At 42.0% G+C, this 25,189-nt stretch carries 22 protein-coding genes and 1 pseudogene; 6 read left to right on the plus strand and 17 right to left on the minus strand.

Translation table 11 applies throughout. The features are described from left to right. Positions 1 to 1,446, minus strand: coding sequence for an S-layer homology domain-containing protein (locus tag MHZ95_RS17315; RefSeq protein WP_239392046.1), 1,446 nt, complete (start codon positions 1,444 to 1,446; stop codon positions 1 to 3). A gap of 177 nt (positions 1,447 to 1,623) precedes the next feature. On the opposite strand from MHZ95_RS17315, the gene MHZ95_RS17320 reads away from it, so the two are divergent. Then, complete coding sequence (locus MHZ95_RS17320) at positions 1,624 to 2,271, plus strand: SDR family oxidoreductase (protein WP_239392047.1); 648 nt, start codon at positions 1,624 to 1,626, stop codon at positions 2,269 to 2,271. A 289-nt stretch (positions 2,272 to 2,560) separates the two neighbouring features. Continuing rightward, positions 2,561 to 2,767, plus strand: a complete 207-nt coding sequence (locus MHZ95_RS17325; RefSeq protein WP_239392048.1) for a MarR family transcriptional regulator — start codon at positions 2,561 to 2,563, stop codon at positions 2,765 to 2,767. Positions 2,768 to 3,562: 795 nt separating this feature from the next. On the opposite strand, the gene MHZ95_RS17330 is transcribed toward MHZ95_RS17325, so the two are convergent. The 4 genes from MHZ95_RS17330 to splB form a co-directional block, all read right to left on the minus strand. Further along, positions 3,563 to 4,315 (minus strand): SurA N-terminal domain-containing protein, encoded by a 753-nt coding sequence (locus MHZ95_RS17330; RefSeq protein WP_239392049.1) that lies wholly within the window; start codon positions 4,313 to 4,315, stop codon positions 3,563 to 3,565. A gap of 1,021 nt (positions 4,316 to 5,336) precedes the next feature. Further along, on the minus strand, positions 5,337 to 6,545 hold the full coding sequence (locus MHZ95_RS17335; RefSeq protein WP_239392050.1) for an RtcB family protein: 1,209 nt from the start codon (positions 6,543 to 6,545) through the stop codon (positions 5,337 to 5,339). Between the two features lie 232 nt (positions 6,546 to 6,777). Beyond that, positions 6,778 to 7,218, minus strand: a complete 441-nt coding sequence (locus MHZ95_RS17340) for an SRPBCC family protein (protein ID WP_239392051.1) — start codon at positions 7,216 to 7,218, stop codon at positions 6,778 to 6,780. Between the two features lie 133 nt (positions 7,219 to 7,351). Beyond that, a complete protein-coding gene (splB, locus tag MHZ95_RS17345; RefSeq protein WP_239392052.1) occupies positions 7,352 to 8,380 on the minus strand; it encodes a spore photoproduct lyase in 1,029 nt (342 codons plus the stop codon). Between the two features lie 276 nt (positions 8,381 to 8,656). Between splB and MHZ95_RS17350 the strand changes: the two genes are divergently transcribed. Next, entirely contained in the window at positions 8,657 to 9,448 is a 792-nt protein-coding gene (locus MHZ95_RS17350) for a hypothetical protein (protein ID WP_239392053.1), read from the plus strand. A 203-nt stretch (positions 9,449 to 9,651) separates the two neighbouring features. On the opposite strand, the gene MHZ95_RS17355 is transcribed toward MHZ95_RS17350, so the two are convergent. From MHZ95_RS17355 to MHZ95_RS17375, 5 genes are all read right to left on the minus strand, one after another. Next, a complete protein-coding gene (locus MHZ95_RS17355) occupies positions 9,652 to 10,266 on the minus strand; it encodes a PH domain-containing protein (protein ID WP_239392054.1) in 615 nt (204 codons plus the stop codon). A gap of 271 nt (positions 10,267 to 10,537) precedes the next feature. Continuing rightward, positions 10,538 to 10,756 carry a spore coat protein gene (locus tag MHZ95_RS17360; RefSeq protein ID WP_239392055.1) on the minus strand — a complete coding sequence of 73 codons (219 nt, stop codon included), beginning with the start codon at positions 10,754 to 10,756 and terminating at the stop codon, positions 10,538 to 10,540. Between the two features lie 230 nt (positions 10,757 to 10,986). After that, positions 10,987 to 11,415 (minus strand): spore coat protein, encoded by a 429-nt coding sequence (locus MHZ95_RS17365; protein ID WP_239392056.1) that lies wholly within the window; start codon positions 11,413 to 11,415, stop codon positions 10,987 to 10,989. Positions 11,416 to 11,580: 165 nt separating this feature from the next. Continuing rightward, positions 11,581 to 12,087 (minus strand): spore coat protein, encoded by a 507-nt coding sequence (locus tag MHZ95_RS17370; RefSeq protein WP_239392057.1) that lies wholly within the window; start codon positions 12,085 to 12,087, stop codon positions 11,581 to 11,583. Between the two features lie 322 nt (positions 12,088 to 12,409). After that, positions 12,410 to 13,027 carry an NUDIX hydrolase gene (locus MHZ95_RS17375; protein WP_239392058.1) on the minus strand — a complete coding sequence of 206 codons (618 nt, stop codon included), beginning with the start codon at positions 13,025 to 13,027 and terminating at the stop codon, positions 12,410 to 12,412. A 210-nt stretch (positions 13,028 to 13,237) separates the two neighbouring features. On the opposite strand from MHZ95_RS17375, the gene MHZ95_RS17380 reads away from it, so the two are divergent. Both MHZ95_RS17380 and MHZ95_RS17385 read left to right on the plus strand, forming a co-directional pair. Beyond that, positions 13,238 to 15,853: an SBBP repeat-containing protein gene (locus MHZ95_RS17380; protein ID WP_239392059.1), complete on the plus strand. Its 2,616-nt coding sequence runs from the start codon at positions 13,238 to 13,240 to the stop codon at positions 15,851 to 15,853. Between the two features lie 262 nt (positions 15,854 to 16,115). Then, positions 16,116 to 16,979: a hypothetical protein gene (locus tag MHZ95_RS17385; RefSeq protein ID WP_239392060.1), complete on the plus strand. Its 864-nt coding sequence runs from the start codon at positions 16,116 to 16,118 to the stop codon at positions 16,977 to 16,979. Positions 16,980 to 17,068: 89 nt separating this feature from the next. On the opposite strand, the gene MHZ95_RS20905 is transcribed toward MHZ95_RS17385, so the two are convergent. The 4 genes and pseudogenes from MHZ95_RS20905 to MHZ95_RS17400 all read right to left on the minus strand — a co-directional run bounded on the left by MHZ95_RS20905 (position 17,069) and on the right by MHZ95_RS17400 (position 20,831). Then, entirely contained in the window at positions 17,069 to 17,191 is a 123-nt protein-coding gene (locus tag MHZ95_RS20905; protein WP_255726826.1) for a hypothetical protein, read from the minus strand. Between the two features lie 205 nt (positions 17,192 to 17,396). After that, positions 17,397 to 18,191 (minus strand): YwqG family protein, encoded by a 795-nt coding sequence (locus MHZ95_RS17390; protein WP_239392061.1) that lies wholly within the window; start codon positions 18,189 to 18,191, stop codon positions 17,397 to 17,399. 172 nt (positions 18,192 to 18,363) lie between these two features. Then, positions 18,364 to 19,713 (minus strand): annotated as a pseudogene (locus MHZ95_RS17395) (FAD-binding oxidoreductase). Positions 19,714 to 19,919: 206 nt separating this feature from the next. After that, on the minus strand, positions 19,920 to 20,831 hold the full coding sequence (locus MHZ95_RS17400) for a glycine betaine ABC transporter substrate-binding protein (RefSeq protein ID WP_239392062.1): 912 nt from the start codon (positions 20,829 to 20,831) through the stop codon (positions 19,920 to 19,922). Positions 20,832 to 21,251: 420 nt separating this feature from the next. Between MHZ95_RS17400 and MHZ95_RS17405 the strand changes: the two genes are divergently transcribed. Continuing rightward, positions 21,252 to 22,730 carry a VWA domain-containing protein gene (locus tag MHZ95_RS17405; RefSeq protein WP_239392063.1) on the plus strand — a complete coding sequence of 493 codons (1,479 nt, stop codon included), beginning with the start codon at positions 21,252 to 21,254 and terminating at the stop codon, positions 22,728 to 22,730. A gap of 83 nt (positions 22,731 to 22,813) precedes the next feature. On the opposite strand, the gene MHZ95_RS17410 is transcribed toward MHZ95_RS17405, so the two are convergent. From MHZ95_RS17410 to MHZ95_RS17420, 3 genes are read right to left on the minus strand one after another with little or no spacing between them, the layout of a single operon-like run. Beyond that, positions 22,814 to 23,347: a disulfide bond formation protein DsbD gene (locus MHZ95_RS17410; RefSeq protein ID WP_239392064.1), complete on the minus strand. Its 534-nt coding sequence runs from the start codon at positions 23,345 to 23,347 to the stop codon at positions 22,814 to 22,816. After that, positions 23,348 to 24,325 carry a sensor domain-containing diguanylate cyclase gene (locus tag MHZ95_RS17415; protein ID WP_239392065.1) on the minus strand — a complete coding sequence of 326 codons (978 nt, stop codon included), beginning with the start codon at positions 24,323 to 24,325 and terminating at the stop codon, positions 23,348 to 23,350. Continuing rightward, on the minus strand, positions 24,318 to 25,148 hold the full coding sequence (locus MHZ95_RS17420) for an alpha/beta fold hydrolase (RefSeq protein ID WP_239392066.1): 831 nt from the start codon (positions 25,146 to 25,148) through the stop codon (positions 24,318 to 24,320). The genes MHZ95_RS17415 and MHZ95_RS17420 overlap by 8 nt, the downstream gene beginning before the upstream one ends. Between the last annotated feature and the right edge of the window lie 41 nt (positions 25,149 to 25,189).

The following is a 25,189-nucleotide window of genomic DNA, read 5'->3' on the forward strand; positions in this document are numbered from 1 at the left end:
TTAATAATATAGATTGGGATTCCATTCAATGGTGGCATTCACTTGAAGAATATCCCCTAATTGACGAACCTGAACATGCAAGCCGATAATATCGTTTTTGCTATCGGGAAATTGAATGTATACCTCACCTTCAGCTAGCCCTTTAATATGGAAGACATCCGTGTTTTTCTCTCGTTGGATATCTGCAATTTTCTCCGAACCTTCAGGAAGACGATGCGCTCCGATCTGGTTAGGTTGGTCTCCGACTTGAATCGTAAGTCCCTGACGCTCTTCTAGCGTTAGGATGTGGTATCGGAAAGAGGGCTTATAAATTTCCGATGTAACGGCATAGCGCACTTGCTGCCCACTCGCATAATGGATGGTAGCGACAAACTCCCCGGGCTCTTTTATGGAAAAGCAGACGGCAGGATAGGGACCAGGATTACATAAACTATACGCCAAATCGGCTTGAATGAGCTCACCGTCCCGCTTTGCAAGTGAAATCGATTCAATCGGATCATTCTCCACAAAAAGACGTACTTCCGTCGCCAGAATATCATCCGTTTCCTCAAAGTCCAGTTTCAGCTGGTCGTCTACCTGCTTCACATGCACATAATATTTCCGGTAATCCTCGTGGGAATCTTCCCCGGTAATCGGATCCCTTTTACTACCGACCATAAAGAAGGTGGCTGTCCCTTCACGGACTGGTACCATATGGATCTCATTAAACGTCATCCCTTTCCCATGTACGCTATGAATGATGTCGTTCCTGGACTGGTAATCTTCATAACTGTAAATGGAATCCCATCCGAAATCCGATGCTTGTAAGGTCACAATCGACGCTTTCACTTTTTCCGTTTTCACGATGAGCACAGCCGCCTGCGCCCTTGTAATCGGAGCATTTGGACTGTAGGCATTTGCTGAAGTGCCTGATGTGATGCCCATTTTATGCAGGATATGAATATTCACTTGATGACTGCCTAATCTTCTGATATCGTCGAAAGGATTTTCATCGTTATTATAATAATAGGGAGGCAACTCAAAAGCTTTCACAAGAATAGAAGCCATTTGCGCACGAGTAATCGTATCATTCGGACCGAATCGGCCATCCCCATATCCATTGATGATGCCTGCATTGGCAAGTGCCGCAATGGCGCCATAATTCCACTGGGATGGCGACACATCCTTGAATCCGGGATCTTTGACTTTTGTCGTGTCCAATTTTACAAGTTTCGCAATGATCGATGCCGCCTGTCCACGTGTAATGGATGCGCCAGGCTTAAACGTACCATCTTCATACCCACCGATGACATTCCGTTCAGCAAGCTCATAGACTGCATGCGCGTAGGATTTTGACGTCGGCACATCTGAAAAAACGCTTACACTCGCAGCATTTGTTTCTGAAACTAGCAAACAACTTGCAAGGATCAGAATAACTGCATTGATTTTTAATTTTCGAATCAACATCCTCTCTCCTCCTTTGACCTACTTCCATTGTAACATATTTCCATCTAAACGAATTGAAAAGGAGGAGAAGGCACCAGACCATTTGCACTTAATTAAAGTGCTAAACAGGTTTCTTGATTAACAACTCTCCTTTTGGAACAATAGAATAAATGAACCAAAGAAAGGGTGTCTGGACTGATGAAAGTATTGGTAATCGGGGCAAATGGGCAGATTGGTAAGCAAGTTGTTCAACTCCTGCAAGAAAGCGATGAGCATACCGTGCGGGCTATGGTCAGGGATGAGGCGCAAGCTGCCGCTCTTCAAGCAAAAGGCGTGGAAGCGGTTGTTGCGGATTTGGAAGGATCTGTCGACGAATTTGCAACAGCAATGCAAGGCTGCGACGCGGTTATTTTTTCTGCCGGTTCAGGCGGTCATACGGGACCCGATAAAACTTTATTAGTCGATTTGGACGGAGCTGTTAAGTCGATGGAAGCCGCGGAGAAGGTCGGCATTCATCGCTATGTAATGGTGAGTGCCATCCAGGCGCATAACCGGGAAAGCTGGGCAAACAGTCCCATCAAACCGTATATGGTGGCGAAACATTTTGCCGACAAGTCACTCATGGCAAGTAATCTAAACTACACCATTGTGCGTCCAGGCGCTTTAACCAATGACACTGGCACTGGACGCGTTTCTGCAAGTGAGAACTTGCAACGTGATTCCATACCGCGTGAAGATGTCGCACATACATTGATCGCCGTGCTGAATGAAGAAAATACGTTTAAACGTTCATTTGACCTCGTCGCCGGCGAGACCGTTATTTCTGACGCGTTGAAAAATCTATAAATACGTTGCATTATTCAATAGAAGAGAGTAGGGTTGCTTGAAAAATGGTTTTAAACGGATTTTACAGCAACCCTTTTTTTGTTTTTGATTTTCAAATAAAGTCGTCTTTCCCCTTCCCATCACATTTTGAAGATTCGATCTTCTATCACTTTTGACTATAAAGCTTTGTGTTACACAAAGGTCAACAACTAGTTTGCTATTATTTTGGAGGAAATAGAAATATCATGTAAACCACAAACCTAATGTAGAGTTCTTAATAATCAAAGAAATCACAAAAGAATACATCGCTTTGATCCCAATTCTATTTGGTAGTTTTAGCGAATTGAACAAGGGCTCAGTTGAATTATCCCATCAACAAAATCATGTTATTGAATTTTTGTATATGCAACAAAGAGGTTTAAATCTTAAAGAAATCAGTATGGGGTTAGATATCGCAAAGCAACAACTCACCACTATTATTAAGGATTTAGAAATGGGTGGCTATTTAGATCAATAACGCCTCGGCGTTATTGCGTCCGGATTTTGAAAGGAGTTAATTGAGCTTGCTCAATTAACTCCTTTCAAAACCCGTGACATCCGCCGGAGGATTGGGCCAACAGGATGTTGGTCACTCAGGCGTTGCCAATCAAACAGCGAAGGGTTTGATTTGCCGTATTTCTGCGTTTTTTTTGCAGAAATTAAGGCACTTTCATTCAGGACGCGGCGACCTTAGCCTGAGTTCCTCTATTCAGCCGGGGTTTGAACCCCCACTGAATGGTATGCATTTCTAGCATTCATCCCACCACTTATAGAAGGGGTGGACTTCTGCTGAAGCAAGTTAAAGTGCCCGCCCCAAACGATAAGAGTGCCGTCTTAGTATCATTGACGCCTGCGGGTAAGCAAATTGAAGATAAAATAGACGAAGCTTTACCAAAATTTCAGCAAAAACATCACAAAATTAACTGATGAAGAGCAGCTTAATTTACACTAGCCTTTCACAAGATGAATGTACTATTAAAGAGAATGGAGGCCTAGTACATGAGTCAAAGAGAACGCGTTTCAATATTTAGTATGGGTGTCATTATTGATGTCATCTTGGGGTTAAGCTTTTAGGACATGTACAAATGTCTGATGACAGGTATGCTCGTATCACCGGCAATCACGGTAATGATAAGCAGACAAACTAAACATTCAACACGGAAATAACTTAGGGTTGATCAAGTGGCCTCCTATACGTTTTAACATACAAAAAAGCTGACTATGGCACGATCGCCTAGTCAGCTTGATTTTTTAAGCATTACACTTCTTACTTTTACAATTTCAGTTCAATGTCAGCAGCTGCTTTCAGCTCTTCAATATGTGCCATCATCAGTTTTTGCTGTTGTTGCTGTTTAATAACGCCTTCGATTTCCTTCTCTACTTCTTCAAGCGGTGGTAGCTCTTGTCCAGCTTCTTTAGATGTGGAGGCAACTTGGTCGTAATATTCCTTAATCTCTTTGGTCGCCACCTTCCCCGCTGGTGCCACCTTTTCAATGTACTTTTCAAATAGGATGGAATCGGCAATTTGTTCTTTTAATGTTTTGGCATCCACACCTTGGCTTTCTAGGACTTTCTTCATTTCTTTCTCATTTCCAAATTGCTTTTCAATGGATGAATACTCTTCATCAATTTCAGATGCAGATGCTTTTATGTCAGCCTCTTTCGCTTTTTGAAGAATCAATGTTTGATTCACAAGAGTATCTAGTGTTTGCGCCTTTACTTGTTCAGCGCCCTCTTTGCTGGTTGGATCTTGTCCCATTTGTTGCAACTGCCCTTGAACGGACGTCAGTGCGGCATTATAGTCCTCGCCGGTCAGTTCTTCCCCATTGACAAGCGCAACGACCTTGTTCTTGTCCACTTGCTGTTCGGCCAACTTCGCTTGCATCTCTTCCGCAGATTCTTTTTGTTTCCCTGGGACTTCTTGCTTTGTCTCGTCTGGTGCCGCCTTCTCTTTGTCACCGCAAGCGGCTAAACCTAAGGCTAGCGCGCCTGCCATAAACGGCATTAATACTTTTTTCAACTTCATATCCTGTAAGCCCCTTTCGGATTTGTCTCATTCTATTCAAAAGCTTACTTTGCATCTTAACGAATATCTGTTAAAAGTTAAACCCATAACCCTCCATGACATCAAATTGTCATCCTGCTGTAAATTAACTAACAATATCATCCTCAATTGGGCTTTATCTTTACTAGACATCCCGTACACACATTTCCTCTGCTTCATACGGAGATTAGAACACTTTGATTTATTTGTTATGAAAATGGAGACAACTTAGAGTTCGTAAACATGAAGTTTTATCAGGTTAAAAATAACATGTCATGAAAGAATGCCCTACATGAAAGGAATTACAGTTTCAACAGTAAATGAACTTGTAAGCGCAATTGATAATCAAGCAATTGAAAGTATCTTTTCCCTACCGCTCCGTTTATCTTGTTATATAGAGTGAGAATGTTGGAACGAAAAGGAGGACAGCAGTACCTTGCAAAATTAAAAGTGTAGAAACATTAGCGATACGATCTTATGAGGAGAGGAAAAAGTCCCTCAGTCATGCAATTTACCATATATTCCCAATAGATTCGAAAGATCTCTATATCGAAGGGGAGAACTTTTGACAGGCGATGCAGCGTGTGCAAGAAGCAAAACTAGAAGAAGTTAGAAAAAGCTGTGCGCGACCGTATATGTCTTTCAATTTGTATTGCAAGCACATCAGAGACATGAAGCGATAAATATATTATCCCAACTAAAAAAGACGATTACGTCCCAAGGAATATGTACTTTCCAACAAAACGAGCCCATCAGGAGATAAACGGTGCTAAATTTGTCAATATCATTATCGCCGAAGCACTCGACCCTTCCATTGAGCATTCGTTCAATGGAAGGGTCGATTTGCCTAAAATGCAAAAAATGATGTAGTTCAATCGGTCATCCAGATGAAGGGGCTATCACGCTGATTGTTGCTCCTTTTTCAAAGCTTAGAAAACAAATTATGTGTATTCCCCCATTATGGATTTCACATATAATAATGGTTACCTCAAATTAACATTCCTTAATCTTTATACGGATCAAACTCATTGGCACCCGCCATGCAGACGCCGACCGGTTTCAAGACATGTAAAACATCAATCGTTTCTTGATGTGCATCGAGCACTGTTTGCAGTTTTCTGTAGACGAAGGGGCTTTCGTCCGTCCCGCCCCCGCGTAGCATGACACCGAATTCTTTCACTGCATCGTCCATTTGCTTTTGAGATATTTTACCTCCGGAACGCGTACGCGTTTTCCAGTTCATTTTCCCTGCGGCTTGCGTGCGGCTCATAATGCGGCCTGCACCGTGAACGGTACTGTAAAAAGCTTGTTCATTTCCCACATTGTCTTTCCCTTGGACGATGACTGAAATATCCCCCATGCTGCCGCCGATAAAGCCTAACTGCCCCGGTGCAGACGGTGTCGCCCCTTTTCGAACGACAATTGTCTCCTTGCCATTATGCGTTTCTTTCCAAGCGAAATTATGATGATTATGTACTTCAAACAGTGCCTCAGCACGGAGTATTTTCAGAACTTGCTCAATGACATAATCCCTTCCGGCATACGCATATTTGCCCGCCAATGTCATCGCCCGGAAATACATATCTCCCAGTTCACTATCTAGATCGATCAGCGTGGGCGCCTGCTCCATATTTTCACCAGGGGCACGATCCGAAAATCCACGATCATTGGCCAAGTTCAAAAAGCCGCTTGCTGTCTTATGACCAAAACCACGGCTGCCAAAATGATTGGCAATCCACAGATCACCTGTCTTTTCCTCGATAAGAAGATCGACAAAATGATTCCCCGAACCGACCGTTCCTAACTGATCGATCGCTAACTTTTTCAGCCGATCATGTTCCTGTTTCCCGATCTGCTGATAGACATTCCAGTCTGGATCATCGAACAGCTCATGATCGATACGTTTCTTATTCTTTCTTCCGACACCGAAAGAGATCTTCCCCGCAATTTCATCCATTATGCTTGGAAGTATGTTTTTAATGTCCTCATACTTTATATTCGTTCGAACCGCTTTATTGCCACACGCGATGTCATAGCCGACGCCCGATGGAGAAATTTGCCCCTCATAAACAACGACTCCCCCCACTGGCTGGCTATACCCGTAATGCCCATCCGCACAAAGCACACCGCCTATGACATTCCCCGTTTCCAAACAGTTCTGAAACTGGCGGATGGTATTGTCTTCGTGATTGCCGAAAATTTTCGTTTGCATGAAATGATTTCCTCCCCTTATTTTTCTCTCTATTACTTTTTGGCGAATTTGCCTCCAGATTATAGCTCTCCTTAATCTTTCCGGAAACGATCAGATGCAGCAAGTCCACTGCTTGGTCTTTAGGAGATTCAAAGTTTTAATACTCCATCATAATAACCTTTTTTGCGAAAATTTCCCATCTCAAACTGCAGCTAAGTGGTGAGTAGTTCACTTTTTATAACCGTTCCCACACTTAGTGAACTAAGGATGCTCTCAAAGTATCAATGCCGTTCTCCAAATAGCCCTTTAAGCAAGTCAACGTATACACCCAACCTTCTTTTTGCCCCATCATTTTGTGCACAATTTCGGGATCGTCTTCTTGAAAGCCTGATTCGTTTACTTCAATCCGTGTATGCGTACGATCCAACTCTTCCAATGAAATCGTAACAATCGTTTCTTGCCCTTGTGCTCCCCATGAATAAACAATTTTCTTTTCTTGTTCGACTTCAAGCACATTGATTTCTACTTCAGCCTTGTATTCGTCATATCTCCAGATGATCTTCTTACCTTGCTCAACTCGATGAGTGCCCGAAGAAAACCAATAATTAGACATTCTTTCAGGATCTACTAGAGCTTCGAAAACTTCATGTGCGGGTTTTCGTATATTCATCTTCGTAATGACTTGCGTATCCATTCAACATCAACTCGCCTTCACTTTAGTTTATGATCGGAATAGCCGGCAAAATGAAAGTCCTCTCGGTTGAAATTGGAGTTTCGGCAACTTTCAGTTTCAAGTGGAGAGTCCTTACGATCTATCATGACATCCTTTAGGTAAAATACTCGATTTTAGCGTTTGGAAAGAATTTTTCTATATAGCCATATAAACGATCCTTTAATTCATCCTCTTCGTCTTTTTGATAAATGTACTTTCCAATACCGTATTTCCCCCACTTATAACGCCTTTTCGATTCATCCAACTCCAGTTTTGTCTTCGGATAGTTCTTTTCAATCACTTTTTTAGCCGGTTTTGTAAAGCGATGCTGAATAAATTCAAATGTAATATCCTCTCGTGCATCTTGTGGCAATTCCTCATCCAGACGCTCGAACAAATGCCGGTAGCCTTCCTCCCAGCCTTCATGGATATAAATGGGTGCCACGATAAAGCCAAGTGGGTAGCCTGCTCTTGCCACTTTCCCTGCCGCCTCGATCCGTTTCGCTAGAGGAGAAGTGCCTGGCTCGAAGTTTTTAATGACATAATCGGCATTGACGCTGAAACGGAAGCGCGTATGGCCATTATGTGCCGCATCGAGCAAATGATCCACATAATGAAATTTCGTCACAAACCTTAGCCTTCCTAATTCCGTCTGTCCGAAATGATTGATGGCCCGTTTCAATGTATGGGTCAGATGATCAATTCCCACAATATCAGAAGTACAGGCAGCCTCAAAACGGGTGATTTCCGGTGCACGCTCCTCGATGTACTGATCGGCGGCGTCAAGGATTTCCTCTACATTGACATACGTCCGGATATACGGCTTGGCTCCCATCGTTGTCTGCAAATAACAATAATGGCAGTGGCCCATGCATCCTGTCGCAAACGGGATTGCATATTCAGCTGACGGTTTGGATGTATCGAATTTCAGTGTTTTTCGAATGCCAACGACTAATGTCGACTTTGCAATCCGATATTTTTGCGCATCCGTCTCACCTGGTAAATCTCGAATTTGATTGTGTGAAGTCGTAAAGCGTGTTTCGATGCCCAGCTTGTCAAACTTCTCTTTCAGTTCTTTTCCTAACGGATAATCCAAGGCCTTTGGCTCGAAATAGACAAGCTGTGGTGTAAAGGGTTTATGCATATCCTATCCTCCAACTAAGCAATTAGCGCCAACAAGACAGCAACTAACGTATAGCTTGTTTCGAACGTTCGGAATTATGCGAGCCTCAATTTGCCACGGAGTCTGATGCCAGTACTCTATTGATAGATTGAAATAGGAACGTTGGCAATGTCATTCGATTTCTATTGAAACCAATTGGAAGATCAAGCGTATAGTAGCTTGAACAATATTTTTCTTAGAAACAGCTAATTCGAAGAAAAACGGTTTCACCAGCGCTATGACGAGGAGGTGTTTGACATGTTGTTTGTAATGACTTCCCTCATCCTTTTTTCCATCCCGGGAATCATGGTGATTTGGTCAGCAATCGATGTCAAATCCGGAAAAAAAGAAAAAATCCAGTGGAAATTACCTGCAGTTCTTCTGCTTTTGCTAGTTGGAATTGGTGTAACCATTCAAATGTATTTACGGCACTCCTATGGCTTTTCGCTATTCCAAACAAATGTAGAAAACTGGATCGGTATGGCAATCACCGTGCTTCTTTCAGGCATCATATTGCTAATAAATGTCATGATCACAAAAACGATGGGAAAGAATCTTCCAAAATCCATTCATAATCCCAAAAACGTAAATCTCTTTGTAATATGTTTAGCTGTCTACTTGTTAATCGTCCTGTTTGTTGCGGAACCGACGGGCAAAAAAATTGCTTTTTCTGTTTCGATCCATCAGGCAATGGAAGCTGCAAGTACTGCTAATATGGGTGATTTCCCCATTGTCCTCGTAAATTCAGAAAAAGAATGTCTGCGGAATAACACAAGCTGCCGTGACACGCCGTATAGCAATCAGTTTTTCATTCAAAACCATTCGGACAAAACGCAAAACGTGCAAGCGGCAATCCGGGCATTGGACAGAAACCAGAGGGAATTAAAAGTGATCGATTCTAAAATGATGACCTTGAAACCGAGTGAATTACATTTATTGGAAACGAGTGAAACAAATGAGGATGCCAGCCTTTGGAAGCAGTATTCATTTCAAACAGATGATTGGATCGCCAGTTATCAGCATAAAATACGTTTGCTGGATTCGGATTGATTAACCAAATGTTGCCCTATTCCCATGCAATTGAAAAATCCGCCATTCAATTCAATTCCCTCTTTGCTATAAGTTTGTACCGTTAATCCTTCGCGATACTAAGCAATCACATGCTCACCCAAATTGCCCGTAAAATAGCGAAAGGTCCCAGGTTCCAAAACAATCCGAATTTGTTTCAGAACCTGGAACCCCACATGCTTTTGTTAGTTGTTAATATACCGCTCAAACACATCGCCGAAATCTTTGATTTGGTATTGATCACGAGCAGACGTGAGCCAAGAGAAGCCGAACTCGGTCAATTGTTTATATTGGTCGGCCAGCTGGATATCGGACGGACGTGTATTATGCAGGACGGTGACAGCTTTATCGAGACTTCCCGTTGCGATTTCGAACAGGATATTGTTTTCATGGACTGTTTCCGAAATATACGCCAACGCTTTATACAGATCATTCAATTTATCGAGTTGCTTTTTGTCAACGTCAATGCTGAATGATTGATCACCCAAAGAGAACTTGATTTCAACATCCAGATCCACTTTTCCTGCCGTTTCCAAAAATACATCGGTAATTTGATATTGCGTATACGGGTAGCGTTTGAGCAAACGCTTTGAAGAGACCGCTTTCTCACCGTCAACGTGAATGAATGCAATATTTGTAAAGCAGTATTCATCCGCTTTTGTCTTGATTAAAAAATAAATCTTCTCATTGTCCTCATGTCGAATATAATCATCCGCATCCGTTTTGTCATAATCTTCTGGACCGATAATTTTTCCGATATCCGATAATCCTAATGCATCCGAAGCTAATTTTTTCAGCATATGATCCGCCTTCTCTCTACTAGTATTCTTTCATACGTATTATAGTACATTTTAGCAGATGAATGGATGTAAAATACGCCGGTTTCTAAGACCAATCGAGAATGTAAGATCCTTGTTCCTCTATTTAGTTCCACTCTTCAATTTAAAAAGAGCAGCATATTCGCTACTCTTTTTTTGTATCTATTCTATTCCTTTTGCAAGGTCTAAATGGTGCGCTGAATTCCAAAATCAAAAACGCCAACATTAATGGCGTTTTAAGTAAAATAGTTATTTATTTGGAATCCTTTTTCCGAGATGTAGGTTTATCAACAAATTGATCGACTTGTAAGGTTAGCTCTTCTACAAGCTCTTTAAGTGACTGTTTTTGCTCAGCGGTTAACTTCCCTTTAATCTCCTCAAGATCTACCCCGTTTTTACTTAGCGTATTACTCACTATTAAATCAATCACTTTGTCGGGAATTGCATTTGTTTTTTTGGATGAATCGCTCAAGCCATCGCTCCTTCTTGTGATATCGCTCGTATTATTTATATGCAACTATCAATTAAAAGGAGACGAAAAACATTTTGTGTTTTGCTTCTTGACTTATTTTTAGTAGTAAACCAAAAGTAAATAATTTTCAACGCAACAAAGGAATTCCTTTATTGCGTTGATAAAAAACTTACCTTACATGATATAGTTAAATATTTTCTGATTGTAACACCAATTTAATTTACAGCATATTACAAAATATCCAACTTAGCTACTAAAGTAATAAGGATTTGAAGCAATGCTTGGATGTTTACAGCCAAGTCGGTATCCGTTGTTGTAACGGTAATATTTCTTGATCCCTCAACAATCGTTTTTTGTACGTTTCGTTGTTTTGTTTTTATATATTGCTTCATATCTTGCGCGACTGCTTTGCCTTGATCTGTATCTCCTATCGTAACGCTAATGACTGCCGCAATTGCTGCTTGGATTCCTAGTTGTAATGACAATGCTGCTTGCGTATCCGTTGTTTGTATATCAACACCTTCGGAATCTCTTACGATGATCCATTCGTAAGATTGCTGTTTATTGGACACTAATTGTTCTCCATTTTGTTGAACATCCGCATTGTTGTTTCTAGTATTATGGCAATGATCTAATGCCCTCCATTTGTTTCCACTCATTTTTCCCACCTCTTTTCGTTGTTAATTCTACTAACTTAAATTGCCTTCCTATATTGATTCGGACTACATTGAATGCCTGTCTAACATTCATCCCGCCACTTATGGAAACGAGGGACTTCTGTAACCGGCGCTTCAATTGCGGTACAAAAACAGTGCAGGATTAAGTTAAAGGACATCCAATTTAACGACTAATGAAACCAACACTTGTAGTAGCGCTTGAATATTCACAGCCAAGTCTGTATCAGTAGTTACGATATTAACGTCATTCGAGTTATCAATATAAATTTTTTGTCTATTGGTTTGTTCGTCATTAAATTGCTGATAGATATCTTGTGCCACAGCTTGGCCCCGGTCAGAATCACCAATTACAATACTTACAACTAAAGCAATTGCGAGTTGTAAGCCCACTTGAAGAGAAACCGATGCTTGCGTATCTGTAGTCTGAACGCTAATGTTGCAAGAATCTTTAATCCATATGACTTCATCGGAATGTTGATCTACAGATGAGAACTGATCGTAGTCCTCAAAAACCGTTGCATCATTAAAGTGATTGTAATGCCAATGATTATTTTCCTGTATGCTATCGTTAGAATGATAATTGTTACACCGCTTGCAGTTCTTCACTGGATACCTATTTTCATAACTACATCTTTTACATTTCCAGTTGCTCATTTCATAACCTCCTTTCCTAGTTGTTAGCCAGATTGAAAAAAGCTTTACAACCTTGCTTCTATAACATATGAACAAATTAATTATTGCTATGGTTCATTTGACTAAGGGCTGTCCAATAAGTCCTCCAGATTAAAGAAGATGAAATCGACAGAACGACAAATTGCCCTTGAAGTGACCGAACGCAGCTCATACCTCGATCTTGTACCGATCTTAGATTGCTGCTTTCTCTTCACATTCAAGGGCTTTTTTATTTTGTTTTTATTTTCATTTCTTCAAACGGTTCCAAAACAATTTGGATTCGTGCTAGGACCAAATAGTCAAATTACTTGATTATGTCAATAAAATGCTTTAAAATTCTCGCGGTCAGTCCCCAAATGGTGTATTTCCCATACTCAAAAAACCACTCTTCTATTGAGCGGGCTCTCCATTGATACTGGGCACCGTTCATGATTTTTTCAAAAGGAAAATCAGATGCAGGCATTGGTTGAACGGAAACCTCATGCATATACGGTTCATGATTTAATAGCCATTGCACAGGTACTGTAAACACCTCTTCCACTTCCACCTCGTTGTAACCATGGATAATTTCACTATAGTCAAAAGTGGCGACAAATGGATAGATAATGAAGGAAGGCGACGCAATATATGGGCTTAATTCATGAATGAGCGTTACTGCTTTGGGATCAACACCTAACTCTTCATGCGTTTCGCGCAAAGCTGCCGCAAATGGAGTCGAATCGGTCGCGTCAATTCGTCCCCCCGGAAAACTAATATCCCCTGGTTGTTTTCGCATGGTGAAAGAACGTACTTCGAAAAGGACATGCCATTCGCCATCTACTTGCACTAATGGAATTAACACAGCCGACCGAAAAGCCGTGTCCTCCCCTATACATGAAAACTGATTTTCTTTTATCTTCTGCTGCAGTTTATCTAGGAACACAGAACTCCCCTCATTTCAATCGTTATCTATGTTTATCGTATCATATCATTAATAGTAGGACGGATAAAGAGGATGAATAAAAGTGCCTTGTTCCAAAGTGATTCAGAATACGATGCATGTGATGTTGACGCTTGACAGATGACCGGCTCTCCTTTTGACAATCCTAGTCATATACTAAAGCAATGTGAATCGAGGGGGATGATGCGCTTTATGTCAATTTCATCGAAAAAGCTGCCGATTCATCGATATGGACAGCTCCCGCTTTATTTCATCCCGAATGAGGGACAGTTGGAAGATCGTCGAATCCACTATTATGCAAAAGGCGCGGGTTATGATGTGTTCTTTACGAACGAGGGGGTCAGTTTTGTTTATAAAGAGAAAATTCCATCGTCGATTGAATTCAAGCGTAAGCGCCCCAACAAAATTAAGGCTTGCACAACGGGAAAAGGGCTTCGTCTTGATTTCCGTCTTCTTGGCGCGAATCAGGGCGTAAAACCGGAAGTGAGAGGGAAAATGCCCGGGACCGTCAACTATTTTCGCGGCAAAAATCCCGAAAACGGACATACTCATATTTCTGTTTTTCAGGAAGTGATCTATCGCGAAGTATGGCCTGGCATTGACCTCATTTTTCGAAGCAAACAAGGCCAAATTAAATATGAATTTGTGTTGCAGCCAGGTGCAAAAATAGAAGCGATCCGCTTCACCTACGCGGGAGCGGATGGTTTTTTCCTAGATGAGGAAGGAAATCTACTCATTGATACACCATTTGGGTTGATACTCGACACGTCCCCTCTCAGTTATCTCAAGAAAGATCAGGATTTTCACCATGTGGAAAGTGCTTTTCAGCTCGTTCACGGCAAGAAAGGTGAAACCTCCATTACCTTTGCAATAGGAGAAGATTATGAAGAGCGATATCCTTTGGTTATTGATCCGCTCATCTATTCGACATACCTAGGTGGATCTAGCTATGATCAAGGATATGCGATTGCAGTGGATAACGACGGGAACGCCTATATCACTGGCTACACCACTTCCACTGATTTCCCTACCACTCCAGGCGTTTATGATACGACATTCAACGGCAACCGGGATGCATTTGTGACCAAATTGAATGCCACAGGGACAGCACTCGTCTATTCCACATACTTAGGGGGAACGAATTTAGATCAGGGATGGAGCATCGCCGTAGACAGTGCTGGAAACGCCTATGTCACCGGTATCACTTCCTCCAGTGACTTCCCCATCACTCCGCGTGCTTTTCAAATGGGGAATAATGGGCTTGCAAATGCTTTTGTAACGAAATTGAATGCTGCGGGGACAGCGCTCATTTATTCCACATATTTAGGGGGAGAGGATTTCGATCAGGGCTCAGGCATCGCCGTGGACAATGCGGGGAATGCCTATATCACCGGCTACACCACTTCCACTAATTTCCCAACGACCTCGGCCGCTTTCCAGACGTCGAACAATGGACCCGGAAATGCGTTTGTGACGAAGCTCAACCCAACAGGCTCGGCTCTTGTCTATTCCACATATTTAGGGGGCACGAATTTAGATCAAGGTTTGAGCATCGCCTTAGATAGCACTGGAAGCGCCTATATTACCGGTGTGACACGATCGATGGATTTCCCGATTACCCCGACAGCTTTTCAATCGACGTTCACTGGCTTTGCCAATGTGTTTGTGACAAAGTTCAATCCTACAGGTTCGTCGCTCATCTATTCCACATTCTTAGGAGGTTCGGATAACAATTCGGGTGCGGCTATCGCTGTGGACAACGGAGGGAATGCCTATGTCACGGGATTTACCAATTCTACTGATTTCCCAACCACTTGGGGCGCTTATCGAACAACGTACAATGGGGACAGCGATGCATTTGTCACGAAACTTAATCCTCTCGGTACAACACTCGCCTATTCTACGTATTTGGGAGGCACAGATGCAGATCAAGGATTGGGCATCGCCGTGGATGATACCGGGAACGCCTATGTCACGGGGGCCACTCAATCGGATGATTTTCCTACGACCACATGTGCTTTTGATAGGACGTTTAATGGCGTAGTCGATGCATTTGTGACCAAGATCGATCCTACAGGTACGCGGTTAATCAATTCGACGTATTTAGGTGGAACTGGCTTCGACCAAGGTTATGGCATCGCCTTGGACAGCGCGGGGGATGCCTATGTCACCGGCTTAACGATTTCCACCGATTTCCCAACCAGTCCCGATGCTTTCGACACAACATTCAATGGGGTTCAAGATGCATTTGTGACAAAGATCAGTTTTCCGCAGGATGTTCCTTTGTTTCTGGAAATGGAGTTGGCCAAAGACATTCAGGTGCAATCCGATGTAATTGTTCATATCCAAGGAAATCTCTTTGAACCGCGAACCGTTCCAAAAATCATTCGCTGCTCGCCACAAAAAGAAAAGCAAGTTGGATGTATTTGTGCAAAACGGGTCCATGACTGGGTCGTTTTCTGTACTGATCAACGTCAAAAAGGAATGATACCAGGAGATATAGCATGGCAAATACGGAACTGTCGGACTTCGGGGGGCATTGTCAACGTCCATTGCAAAATGGTTCCGGAATCCACTAGCTTTACGGTACTTGATACACCAAAGCAACTACATGGAACACCCGGGACTCATCTCGTTATGATTCAATTTTCACTTCTCATGCGAATTCAATATACATGTAACGGAACACCGCTTTGCAGCTTTGACGTACCTGTCACGACTATCGATCGAGTCGCTCTCTGTTATCCAAAAGACACATCAATTCTAGCAAAAGTTTCTGTTGTCAATTGTGTGGTAGTAGGTGAATAAAGAAATGCGAGTGGTAAATCAGAACGACTAGTCTGACTGCCCCTTCCATATGAAGTTGATTGGCTAAACCTAAACTGATGTTTCGCCTGAAACCATCACTCTTTCAACTAACTCCGATTCACTAATGAAAACATCGCCAATATTCATAGCTGCAGAAGAAGCTTAATGTTTGAGACTACAAGAAATTGGATATAATAATCGTACATACATTCTATTACTTGATAGAGTAATAGAAACAATTCTCTAGATTGGGGGTTAGGGATTGAAAGTATTGGAGAAACTTATTTCCTCTATTGAAGCTGAGCTGAAAGAAACAGTTAGACGGACCGAGAAAGAACTTATGACGCTTTTTCCTTCTAGACTTTCTTACGACCTATTGACTGGTCAAAAACGCTACCTCTCACATGAGCTCGATCCACCCTGGGATCATTCAGGACATCTATTTACAAAATTAGGTGACGCTCGTTTCACTATTGAACAGTACGGAAAGGTTGGAGACTTTTTCGAGGAATATACCGGTAACTCGATCGCTTCTTTTGTTTCGGGTTGCGGGTTATTTTATGAGACATACGAAGAAAAGTATGAGGGATGGATGGAGGAACAATTTCGTGACGCCCATAACACTGTATTACAAAGCAAAGATGATGAGGACTTATCGATGCTGACAAGAGCAGCTTTTGGGGTAGACAGTTTCGATCCAAACGACAAAGATTTTCTAGTCGATGATTTGCAGAATACGTTTGATGAACTCGAAGATTTTTCCTTTCTTCACGCGGAGAATTTAAGGATGAAAATCAGTGCAATGGATCTGCGTTTTGTTTTTAAACTAGGTGAAAAGCAAGCCAAAAAAAGAATTTACATGGAAAAACTAAGAATGGAACAAAGAGCGAAGCAAATTGAATTGGAGAAAGCCGCATTCAATAAACTTTGGTCCCTGCTTGAAAAAAAGTATAGATTAGTTTATCAAAAACCTTTTCCCAAAAGAATCGAAATGCCTGATTATGCAGCATTCAAAAAATTTCTGGACGATCATAACGTTCAAAATTGGGAGAGAGCTTTGATTGGGAACTATGCGCCTATTTCATTTTCAAACTCTGTTACATTTAAATTGACCTCGCCAAGATGAAGCCGCTAATCGTCCGCACTCAAATTACAAAAAAATCCCTTTCCAGCTTAACAACGGAAAGGGATGGTTCATCCTATTTGCTTTTGGTATTATTCTACAAAAGAAAGGCGAGCATTTTTTTGGAAACGATGAAGGACTTGTTTGGCTTCACCTTGATCAGCAAATTCAAAGAATCTGACAAATTTATTTTCGAAAACTGTGACTACCCACATAGAACATTCTCCTTTTCAACTACTATTTTATCGTTGTTATTAGTGTACTATATTTTGTAGCGAAAAAAAGAGATATTTGAACTTTGTTATAATACAGCCAAATTCAAAACGCTTACATGTGAACGTTTTGTGACAACTCGATTTTTCAGGTATAAAGAGAGTAAAACGCCATTTCCTATTCAATTTGGAAATGGCGCTTGATTGTTCAACTACAATCCCAATTATATAGAACGTTCGAAAAATCACGGTTTTTCAAATCATCCAAGGCGATAAAGAAGTTTGCGACACCCATATCGCCCCACATAATGGACAACTCGTCGTCTGTGTCAATTTGCAGTAAAAGTGTATCGAATGTTGGATAATCTCCATATGCCCTTGGATCCTCTTGGGTGAAGAAAGGATAACCACCCAGCTTCGAACCTTGTCCGCTTGCAATCTCGTGATAGGCTTCCATTATCTCGTCGTGCGTCTCGTAATCTTCATCTGTCGCATTCTCTAGCCATTGATCGACGTTTGTTAACGCGTTGAATCGATAATCCGCCCCCGATACGATTTCATCTGAACGTTGAAACGACAAGGCACTCTCTTTTTCGATTGGAAAATAATGCTCATCCCCGAATGTGGGAAAGTCTGTCATCCATTTGGCTGGATCCGATTCGATCGACTCATGATACACCACACGAAATGTATCTTGATGTGTCCCATCTTCAAAATTCAATCCATACACATCATCATCCGCCACGAAAAACTGTAAAATGCCTTCTGTCGGGTAATGAGGGATCGACTCTTCCATCTCGCTAAAATTGATTTGTGCCAGCAAGCGTAGTGGTTCTCCACTTTCGGTCACTGGATAAGCATCCGTTTTTAGCCAGTAAGGCTGTCCCCCGAACTTGCTTTCCAAGGTTGTCGTCGCTCTAACCTTCCCTTCAATAAGCAGACCCGGCTTTTTCGTTTCTGCTAGTCTAGCAGCATACGGTTGCAATTGTTGTGGCAAATTCATGATCCCACTCTCCCGTTTCTAGATTTAAGATGCCTTTTTAAGTTGTTGTTGCGAGGTCCACTTCGGTACCATACGAACACTCATTCCATTATAAACCTATTTGATTTTTCATACAACGAAAAGGCATGATGCCATGTACCCAAATAATTGTTATTCGAGTACATGGCATCTGTTACAAACGTTTACGAAATGGTGGGATGCTTTGCGGAAATTTGAAGACATTAAAGGGATCATAGATGGTTTTCACTTCGCGAAGGCGATTTACATTCCTGCCGTAATACGCTGTGAGCCAATCTTTAATAAACCGATCCGGTCAGTTCACATAATCACCTGTTGTATAGCGAGATAAAGCTCTCCTCACTTGTTCGATCCAGCGAATGTTTTCCCGCTCTTCAAAAGGATGGCACCATGTCGCGAGGTACTCCTGGGCAATTTTGACATCCCGGTAATAGAAAGCCGTTTCATCAGGGGCAACTCGCCCTACCGCCCCTGTAAGGGATTGGTGCCAAATGGCCGAATCACGATTGGGCGCATTGGCTAAAAAGTGTTTCATTTCCAATATCGCTTTTCTCGGGAACGGTTTCGCCACAAAAGAACCTGATCTCTTGCGATAAGCTGGCAAGTTTCCGCCCGGCTCATCAAAGAAACGCACCGCTTCAATGTAGGGGACTTCCTTGATCAGTATTTTGGTCGGAGATCCAGTTTCCAATAACGGCTGCAAAAGTTGCTGCAATTTGGTCGCTGATCCTACAAACTCCCCTTGAGCAATAATTTCGTTGGCAATCTTTGCTCTACACTCAATTTCCGAAGTCAAGCATTCGTCCGTTTCAGGTGCCCAATGTTGCCACGCATCAAAGGCAGCTTCAAAGTCATCCCAGCCCCATGTAATAGAGAACACAGATACCTGCGAAACCGGATGCAGCTTGAAAGTGAAAGAAGTGACAATGCCAAAATTTCCGCCTCCCCCACCGCAGCAAGCCCAAAACAGATCTTGATGAAGCTGTTTATTGGCTTTGATCAATTCAGCGCCTTGATGACCACTTGCTTTGACCATTTCAACTTCAAGCAAATTGTCACAAGTAAGTCCAAACGCTCGGCTCAACATCCCGATTCCTCCGCCAAGCGCAAGACCTGCCAAACCGACGCTGCTTTCCGTTCCTGCGGGAATCGTCACTCCGTACTCCCATAACTCCTGATAAACCTTCCCTAAACTCGCACCCGCTTCTATTTTGGCCGTCATCGTTTCAAGATCGACTTGGATATTGCACATTTCACTAATATCAATGATCAGCCCATCATTGACCAATGAAAAATTCTCATAACTATGCCGACCACTCCTCACTCGAAATGGAACACATTTTTCCCTCGCCCATTTCAACGCATTCAAGACGTCCTCCGTGTTTTGGCAAAAGACAAGGACTTTTGGATATTTTTGGTCACTCAAATTATTATTGATGATGGCCTGCTCGTATTCAGGATCACGAGTTGTCACAATCCGACCCGTCAGCTCTGTCTTTTCCAAACAGTCAACTCCTATTCCTCACATGTAACAAGATGTTATATAGTATGAAGATCTGTTGGAAAAGGCACTTGGCTCCCCTATCCCGAAGACTTATTAGGCAACTGGCATCTTTCATGCTCTCCGCAAAGAAAAAGCAAGACCCGTTATAAAGGATCTAGCTTTTTCTTGTCTGTTAACAGACTACTTATATTTAGTTGTTTTCCTTCTTACTCTTTCAAGTCTTCAATCGAATCAATGTCCATATATTGTGGTACAACTAGACCCATTTTGACGCCTTCCATGCTGACGCCAAGATCTTCGAATTGTCCTTCATATTTAGCTGCATACGTTTTATGCGTTATGGGCAGCCAAGCACCGAGTATGGCATCAGCACTGCCATCCGCAATTGCCGTCCACATTGGACCGGCTTCCACTTGCGTTATCGTAACGTCATAACCCATTTCTTCTAAAACGAGTTTCATAACGTTAATCGTTGCAATATCACTATCCCACGCAACATAGGCAAGTTGGATTTTATCGCCGTCCACTTTCTCTACGCCTGCTGTCCACTCCGCGACTTTGTCTTCATTTTCATCAATCCAGTTTTGTGCAGCGACATCCTCTTTTTCGCCGTCCTGAATCGCTATCATCACTTCCCCCATATCCTCTTCCAACCAATTGAATTGAGAAAGGATCTGATGGGCTTCCGGCAGGTCATCAGCCAGCCCGAGTCTTCCGATAGTATGGGTCTTTTCTTCCTCACCAAAGACGCTTTTTGGATCTTCAAGGTATTTCAAATCGAATTTTGCAAACTTCCAATGCGGTGTCCAGCCTGTGACGATAATCGGTTCTTCCTTATCATACGCTTTTTTCAGTGCTGCCGTCATCGCTGCACTAGAACCGGAAATAAGATTCCAATCCGTCAGTTCATATTCATCGATGGCATTTTCAGTTGCTTCCATCAGGCCTGCCCCCGGATCGATTCCTATAATCTTATAATCGACCGATTCACCAACCGATTTTGTGGAATCGGTTTCTGTGCTGGCCTCATTCTTCTCGTCACCATTGCCACATGCGGCCAGGCTGAATGCCAGTAAAGCTGTTGCTCCCAAACCCGCTAATTTCTTTGTAAGTGTCATCTTGTAGTTCCCCCTTGTTTTTCACTAACAATTTGCCCACTCGTTAGAATTTTGTTTACATTCATCAATTACGCCTCGGCGTAATTGCGTCCAGATTTTTTTCGAGCTCGCTCGAAAAGCTCCTCTAAAAATCTGTGACATCCGCCGGAGGCTTTATCTTCATTCAGCGGGCATTTGGAAACCCGCTGAACAGGAAAACAAAACCGCATTCATCCCACCACCTATAAAGGTGGAGTCTTCCGCTGAATGAAGATAAAAAATATGAATGTTTACTAGTATAGCTGTAACATTTTCAGAATACAACCGTTTCGACAAAATAAAATGTTTATACAGAAAAAACTGTACAAACTAAAATTATTATAAATCACCTTTCAAGAAAGATTTTTATACTGCATTCTTCCTCGTGCCTTTTTCCTATTTATGTATGGTAATCTTCAATCTAATTCAAACAGTGCTATAATATCAAGCAATACATTATTGCGTAGAGAAGGAGAAATTATGAAACTAAAACACTTTTTATTATGGGCTGTTTTCATTTTAATTCTCACTGCCTGTGACGGAAAAAATTCAGTTCCAAACGAGACCATGCCCGTAGATGATGTAGAGGAATCTGAAAAAGAAATTGAATTTGAAGCCGAAAATGAGGCTGAAAAGCAAGCTGTAGCTGAAGACACGGAGCCCGCTCCACTTCCTCAAACATTAGCTGAATTGGCTGCTTTACCGCCCGGTTATACAGGTCCCCAGCTCTTTGGAATTCACGAGGAAGACCATCCGAAGCTGGATGAATTGACTGCACACCTGCCCGATATTTCGGGTGAACCTACAGAGGCGCAGCTTGACCATTACTACAATGAAATCTTGGCAATTTTTCAGCACGATTTTAAGGGTCCTGAGGAGTTGCTTGCTAAAATGCGCTTTCAAGCGATCGGCAACCCTGATATTGAAGATCCCCGGATGCATTTCAAAGAAAATTTAAATGTCTTAATTTTACTTGATGCTTCGGGAAGCATGGGAAAAGATCTAGGTGGGGAAACACAAATGGCTGCAGCAAAAAACGCCATCACTAATTTTGTGGAAGGCCTGCCTGCTGAAGCTAATGTGGGACTCCGGATATATGGACATGAGGGTACGGGGAATGTGAATGATAAAGCACGCTCATGCGCAAGCAGTGATCTTATTTATCCAATAGGAAAATACGACAAAGCTGACTTTCAAACTTCGCTAAAAAAAGCGCAGCCAGCGGGATGGACGCCGATCCAATTGGCGATCAATGAGGCACAGGAAGATTTAGCACAGTTCAAGGGAGACCAAAACACCAATATAGTCTATTTGGTCAGTGACGGGGTTTCAACCTGTGATGATGATCCTGTAGAAGCCGCCAAACAGCTTTATAACTCGGATATCACGCCGATTGTCAATGTTATCGGATTTAATGTCGACAATGAAGGACAAAAACAGCTGAAAGAAGTGGCCAAAGCGACAGAGGGCACATACGAAGACGTACAAAATGCGGAAAGTCTGCAAAACGAGTTGGATCAAATGAAGGAAGTTGCGAAAAGCTGGGAAAAGTGGAAAGAGCAAAAAACGACAAGTCTAGAACATGATAAATTAAAGAATTCGCTCGATATTTTTGGCTACGAAACAGATGAATACAAAAAAAGAGTAGATGAAGGAAGCCAAGTTGGAACAGCCTTGCAATATTTATATCAACAACGAAAATTGATGTCCCGTGAAAGCCATGACTATTTAAGAAAAAGAAATGGTGAATACCACAACTGGATAGAAGAAGAATACAATAAATTGAAAAAGGAATTAAAAGAACTTAACGAAAAGAAGATTGATGAAGCGTTACAATTACTTGAAGAAAAGTACATTCAAAATGTACCAAGAGATTCCTAAATATAGGAGTCTCTTTTTTTACAGAATCACTTGGAAAGGAAAGACCTTTTCTCAAATGGCGTCCTTCCGTACCTTATCGCATTCTATCGCATACTTTTTGCATTTAAATCATTGTTTACTTTATACACAACATAGGCAAATGTAAATTTCACGGGATATAACGAAAGAATAACAGCAGTCCACTGACTAAGTGTCTTCACCCATCCTGTTAACTGAAATAGATCATTAATCAAGTAATTGGCTAATTGAATAAGCCCGAATACAATACCGACTGAGGCAATAAATGCAAACAAAATTAGAATCACTTGTTGTATTGATATGCCTTTTATCTTTTTTAATCTTTTTATCCTGCCATTAGAAATCGAGAAACAAACATAGGTAGCAGGGAGTGCTATCAAATAGAAATCTAAAAAGCCAAATCTGATCCATGAAGCGAGCATTCCTAACAGCAAAATCCATCCGATTAGATTAAATAATCTTTTATGCACTCCATCATCCCCCGTTAGTAAAAATGCGTCTCTACTTGTCCTAGAAACGCATCCATAAGTCTGCAAATTGTTTTTGCTTGTTTCATTTTCTTTAAACATGGCTTCGGAAGGTTTTTCACTATTTTCCACCTATTCTAAATCACTAGCATGAGTGGTCCGATTACGACCGCGATTTTTTGAAGCATAAAGTGCGCGATCTGCTCTTGATTGTAAAGCATTCTCAGTATCCCCCGCTAAACTGGTCGCCGCCCCTATGCTGACGGTGATCGTCGGCAGATCCCAATTTGCATTTTCGACCTGTGAACGAATTCCCTCAGCGATTTTCAAAGCGCCCAGTTTATCGGTTTTTGGCAGGATTAACGCAAATTCTTCGCCTCCATATCGAGCGGCAATATCATCTATTCTGGAAGCGTCTTTCAATAATTGCCCAAATCCCTGTAGCACTTTGTCGCCCATCATATGGCCAAAGTTATCGTTTATGTTCTTAAAGTAATCAATATCAATCAATAGCAGTGAAAGTGGTTGGGATCGTTCTGCGTGTAAGGCGACATTGGAAATCAGGTTTTCATGTAAGTAACGTCGATTCTTAAGACCCGTCAGTCCATCCGTAATGGCCAACCTTTGGAGCTCTTCATTTAATGCCAACAACTCATTTTGCTTAGACTCCAATTCGTGCCGCAGACGATCCAACTCAGCTATTTGCTTTTTCTTCATCCGGTTACGCGTATCCGTTTCCTTTTTAATGGTCAGCAGTGCCTGCTCATACTCATATCGCCTTTTCATCGGTACACATACGCAATCATTGGTCATCTTCCCATTCCGCTCATTTCGGCTGGCGTTCAGAAGAATGGGAATGTCTTGTTCAGTCTTTGACTTGAGTGAAATATACATCTCTTCGACCTTGTTTTGAAGCCGAATCATCGGGAAAAAATAGAGTTGGTAAAAAGACCGGCTTGCGGTTGATAAAAGCAAATTGATGTGCTGCCCCTGTACCTCTTGAAGGTTATGCCCGAGTAAACGGAGCAACGTCTCATTGATTGCCAGAATTGTACCGTTATCATCTATGGATACATATCCACATGGTGCAAAGTTTAGTTGTTCATCCATTCGAAATAGACCCCGCATAGATAGTTGTCAAATAATCGCTAATCAATCGGATCGTTTCCTCCGGATGACTCATGTGAGGACAATGGCCCGTCGCATCCATTAAGCGAAACGTACTTTCTGAAAGAGTACGATGCATATATGTCCCTACTTCAATCGGTGCAACGGCATCATCGGAACATTGAAGAATGAGGGACGGTACTGTAACTTTCTGTAACTCTTCTCGGTAGTCAGAGAAAAAGGTCGCTATGGCAAATTGACGGGCAACGGTTGGATCCGTTGAGCAAAAGCTTTCCTCTAATTCTTGCGAAAGCTCCGGCCGCTCTGGGTTCTGCATGATGACTTGCGAAAGATAATTCGCCCAACCGATGTAATTCATTTCCATCATCTCGATTAAAGCCTCAAGATCCTCTCTTTCAAATCCCCCCAGATAATCCGGATGGTCATTCAGATAACAAGGTGAAGGACCGATCATAACGAGTTGCTCAAATCGATCAGGCTCTTGAAGCGAGGCCAGCATGCCGATTACGCCGCCCACCGAATGGCCAACGAAAATTACCTCTTTGAGCTCCAGTGCGGCGCATATGTCGAGTACATCTTGTGCATATCCATTAAGATTACTATACTTATTCGGATTATAAGCATGATAATCAGATTTCCCGGAACCAACATAATCGAAAAGAATAACACGAAAATGTTCTTCAAAAAACGGAGCCACCAACCTCCACATATTCTGATCACACCCGAATCCTGGCGCAAATAGCATGGCTTTTGTGCCTTTCCCCGTTATGTTAATGTTATTGCGAAAAAGGATGTGTTGATTCATAAAAAAACCCCCATTCATTCAAAAAAGGATCAATCAAGACT

The sequence above is a fragment of the Sporosarcina sp. ACRSM genome, assembly GCF_022346545.1.
Lineage (GTDB): Bacteria > Bacillota > Bacilli > Bacillales_A > Planococcaceae > Sporosarcina.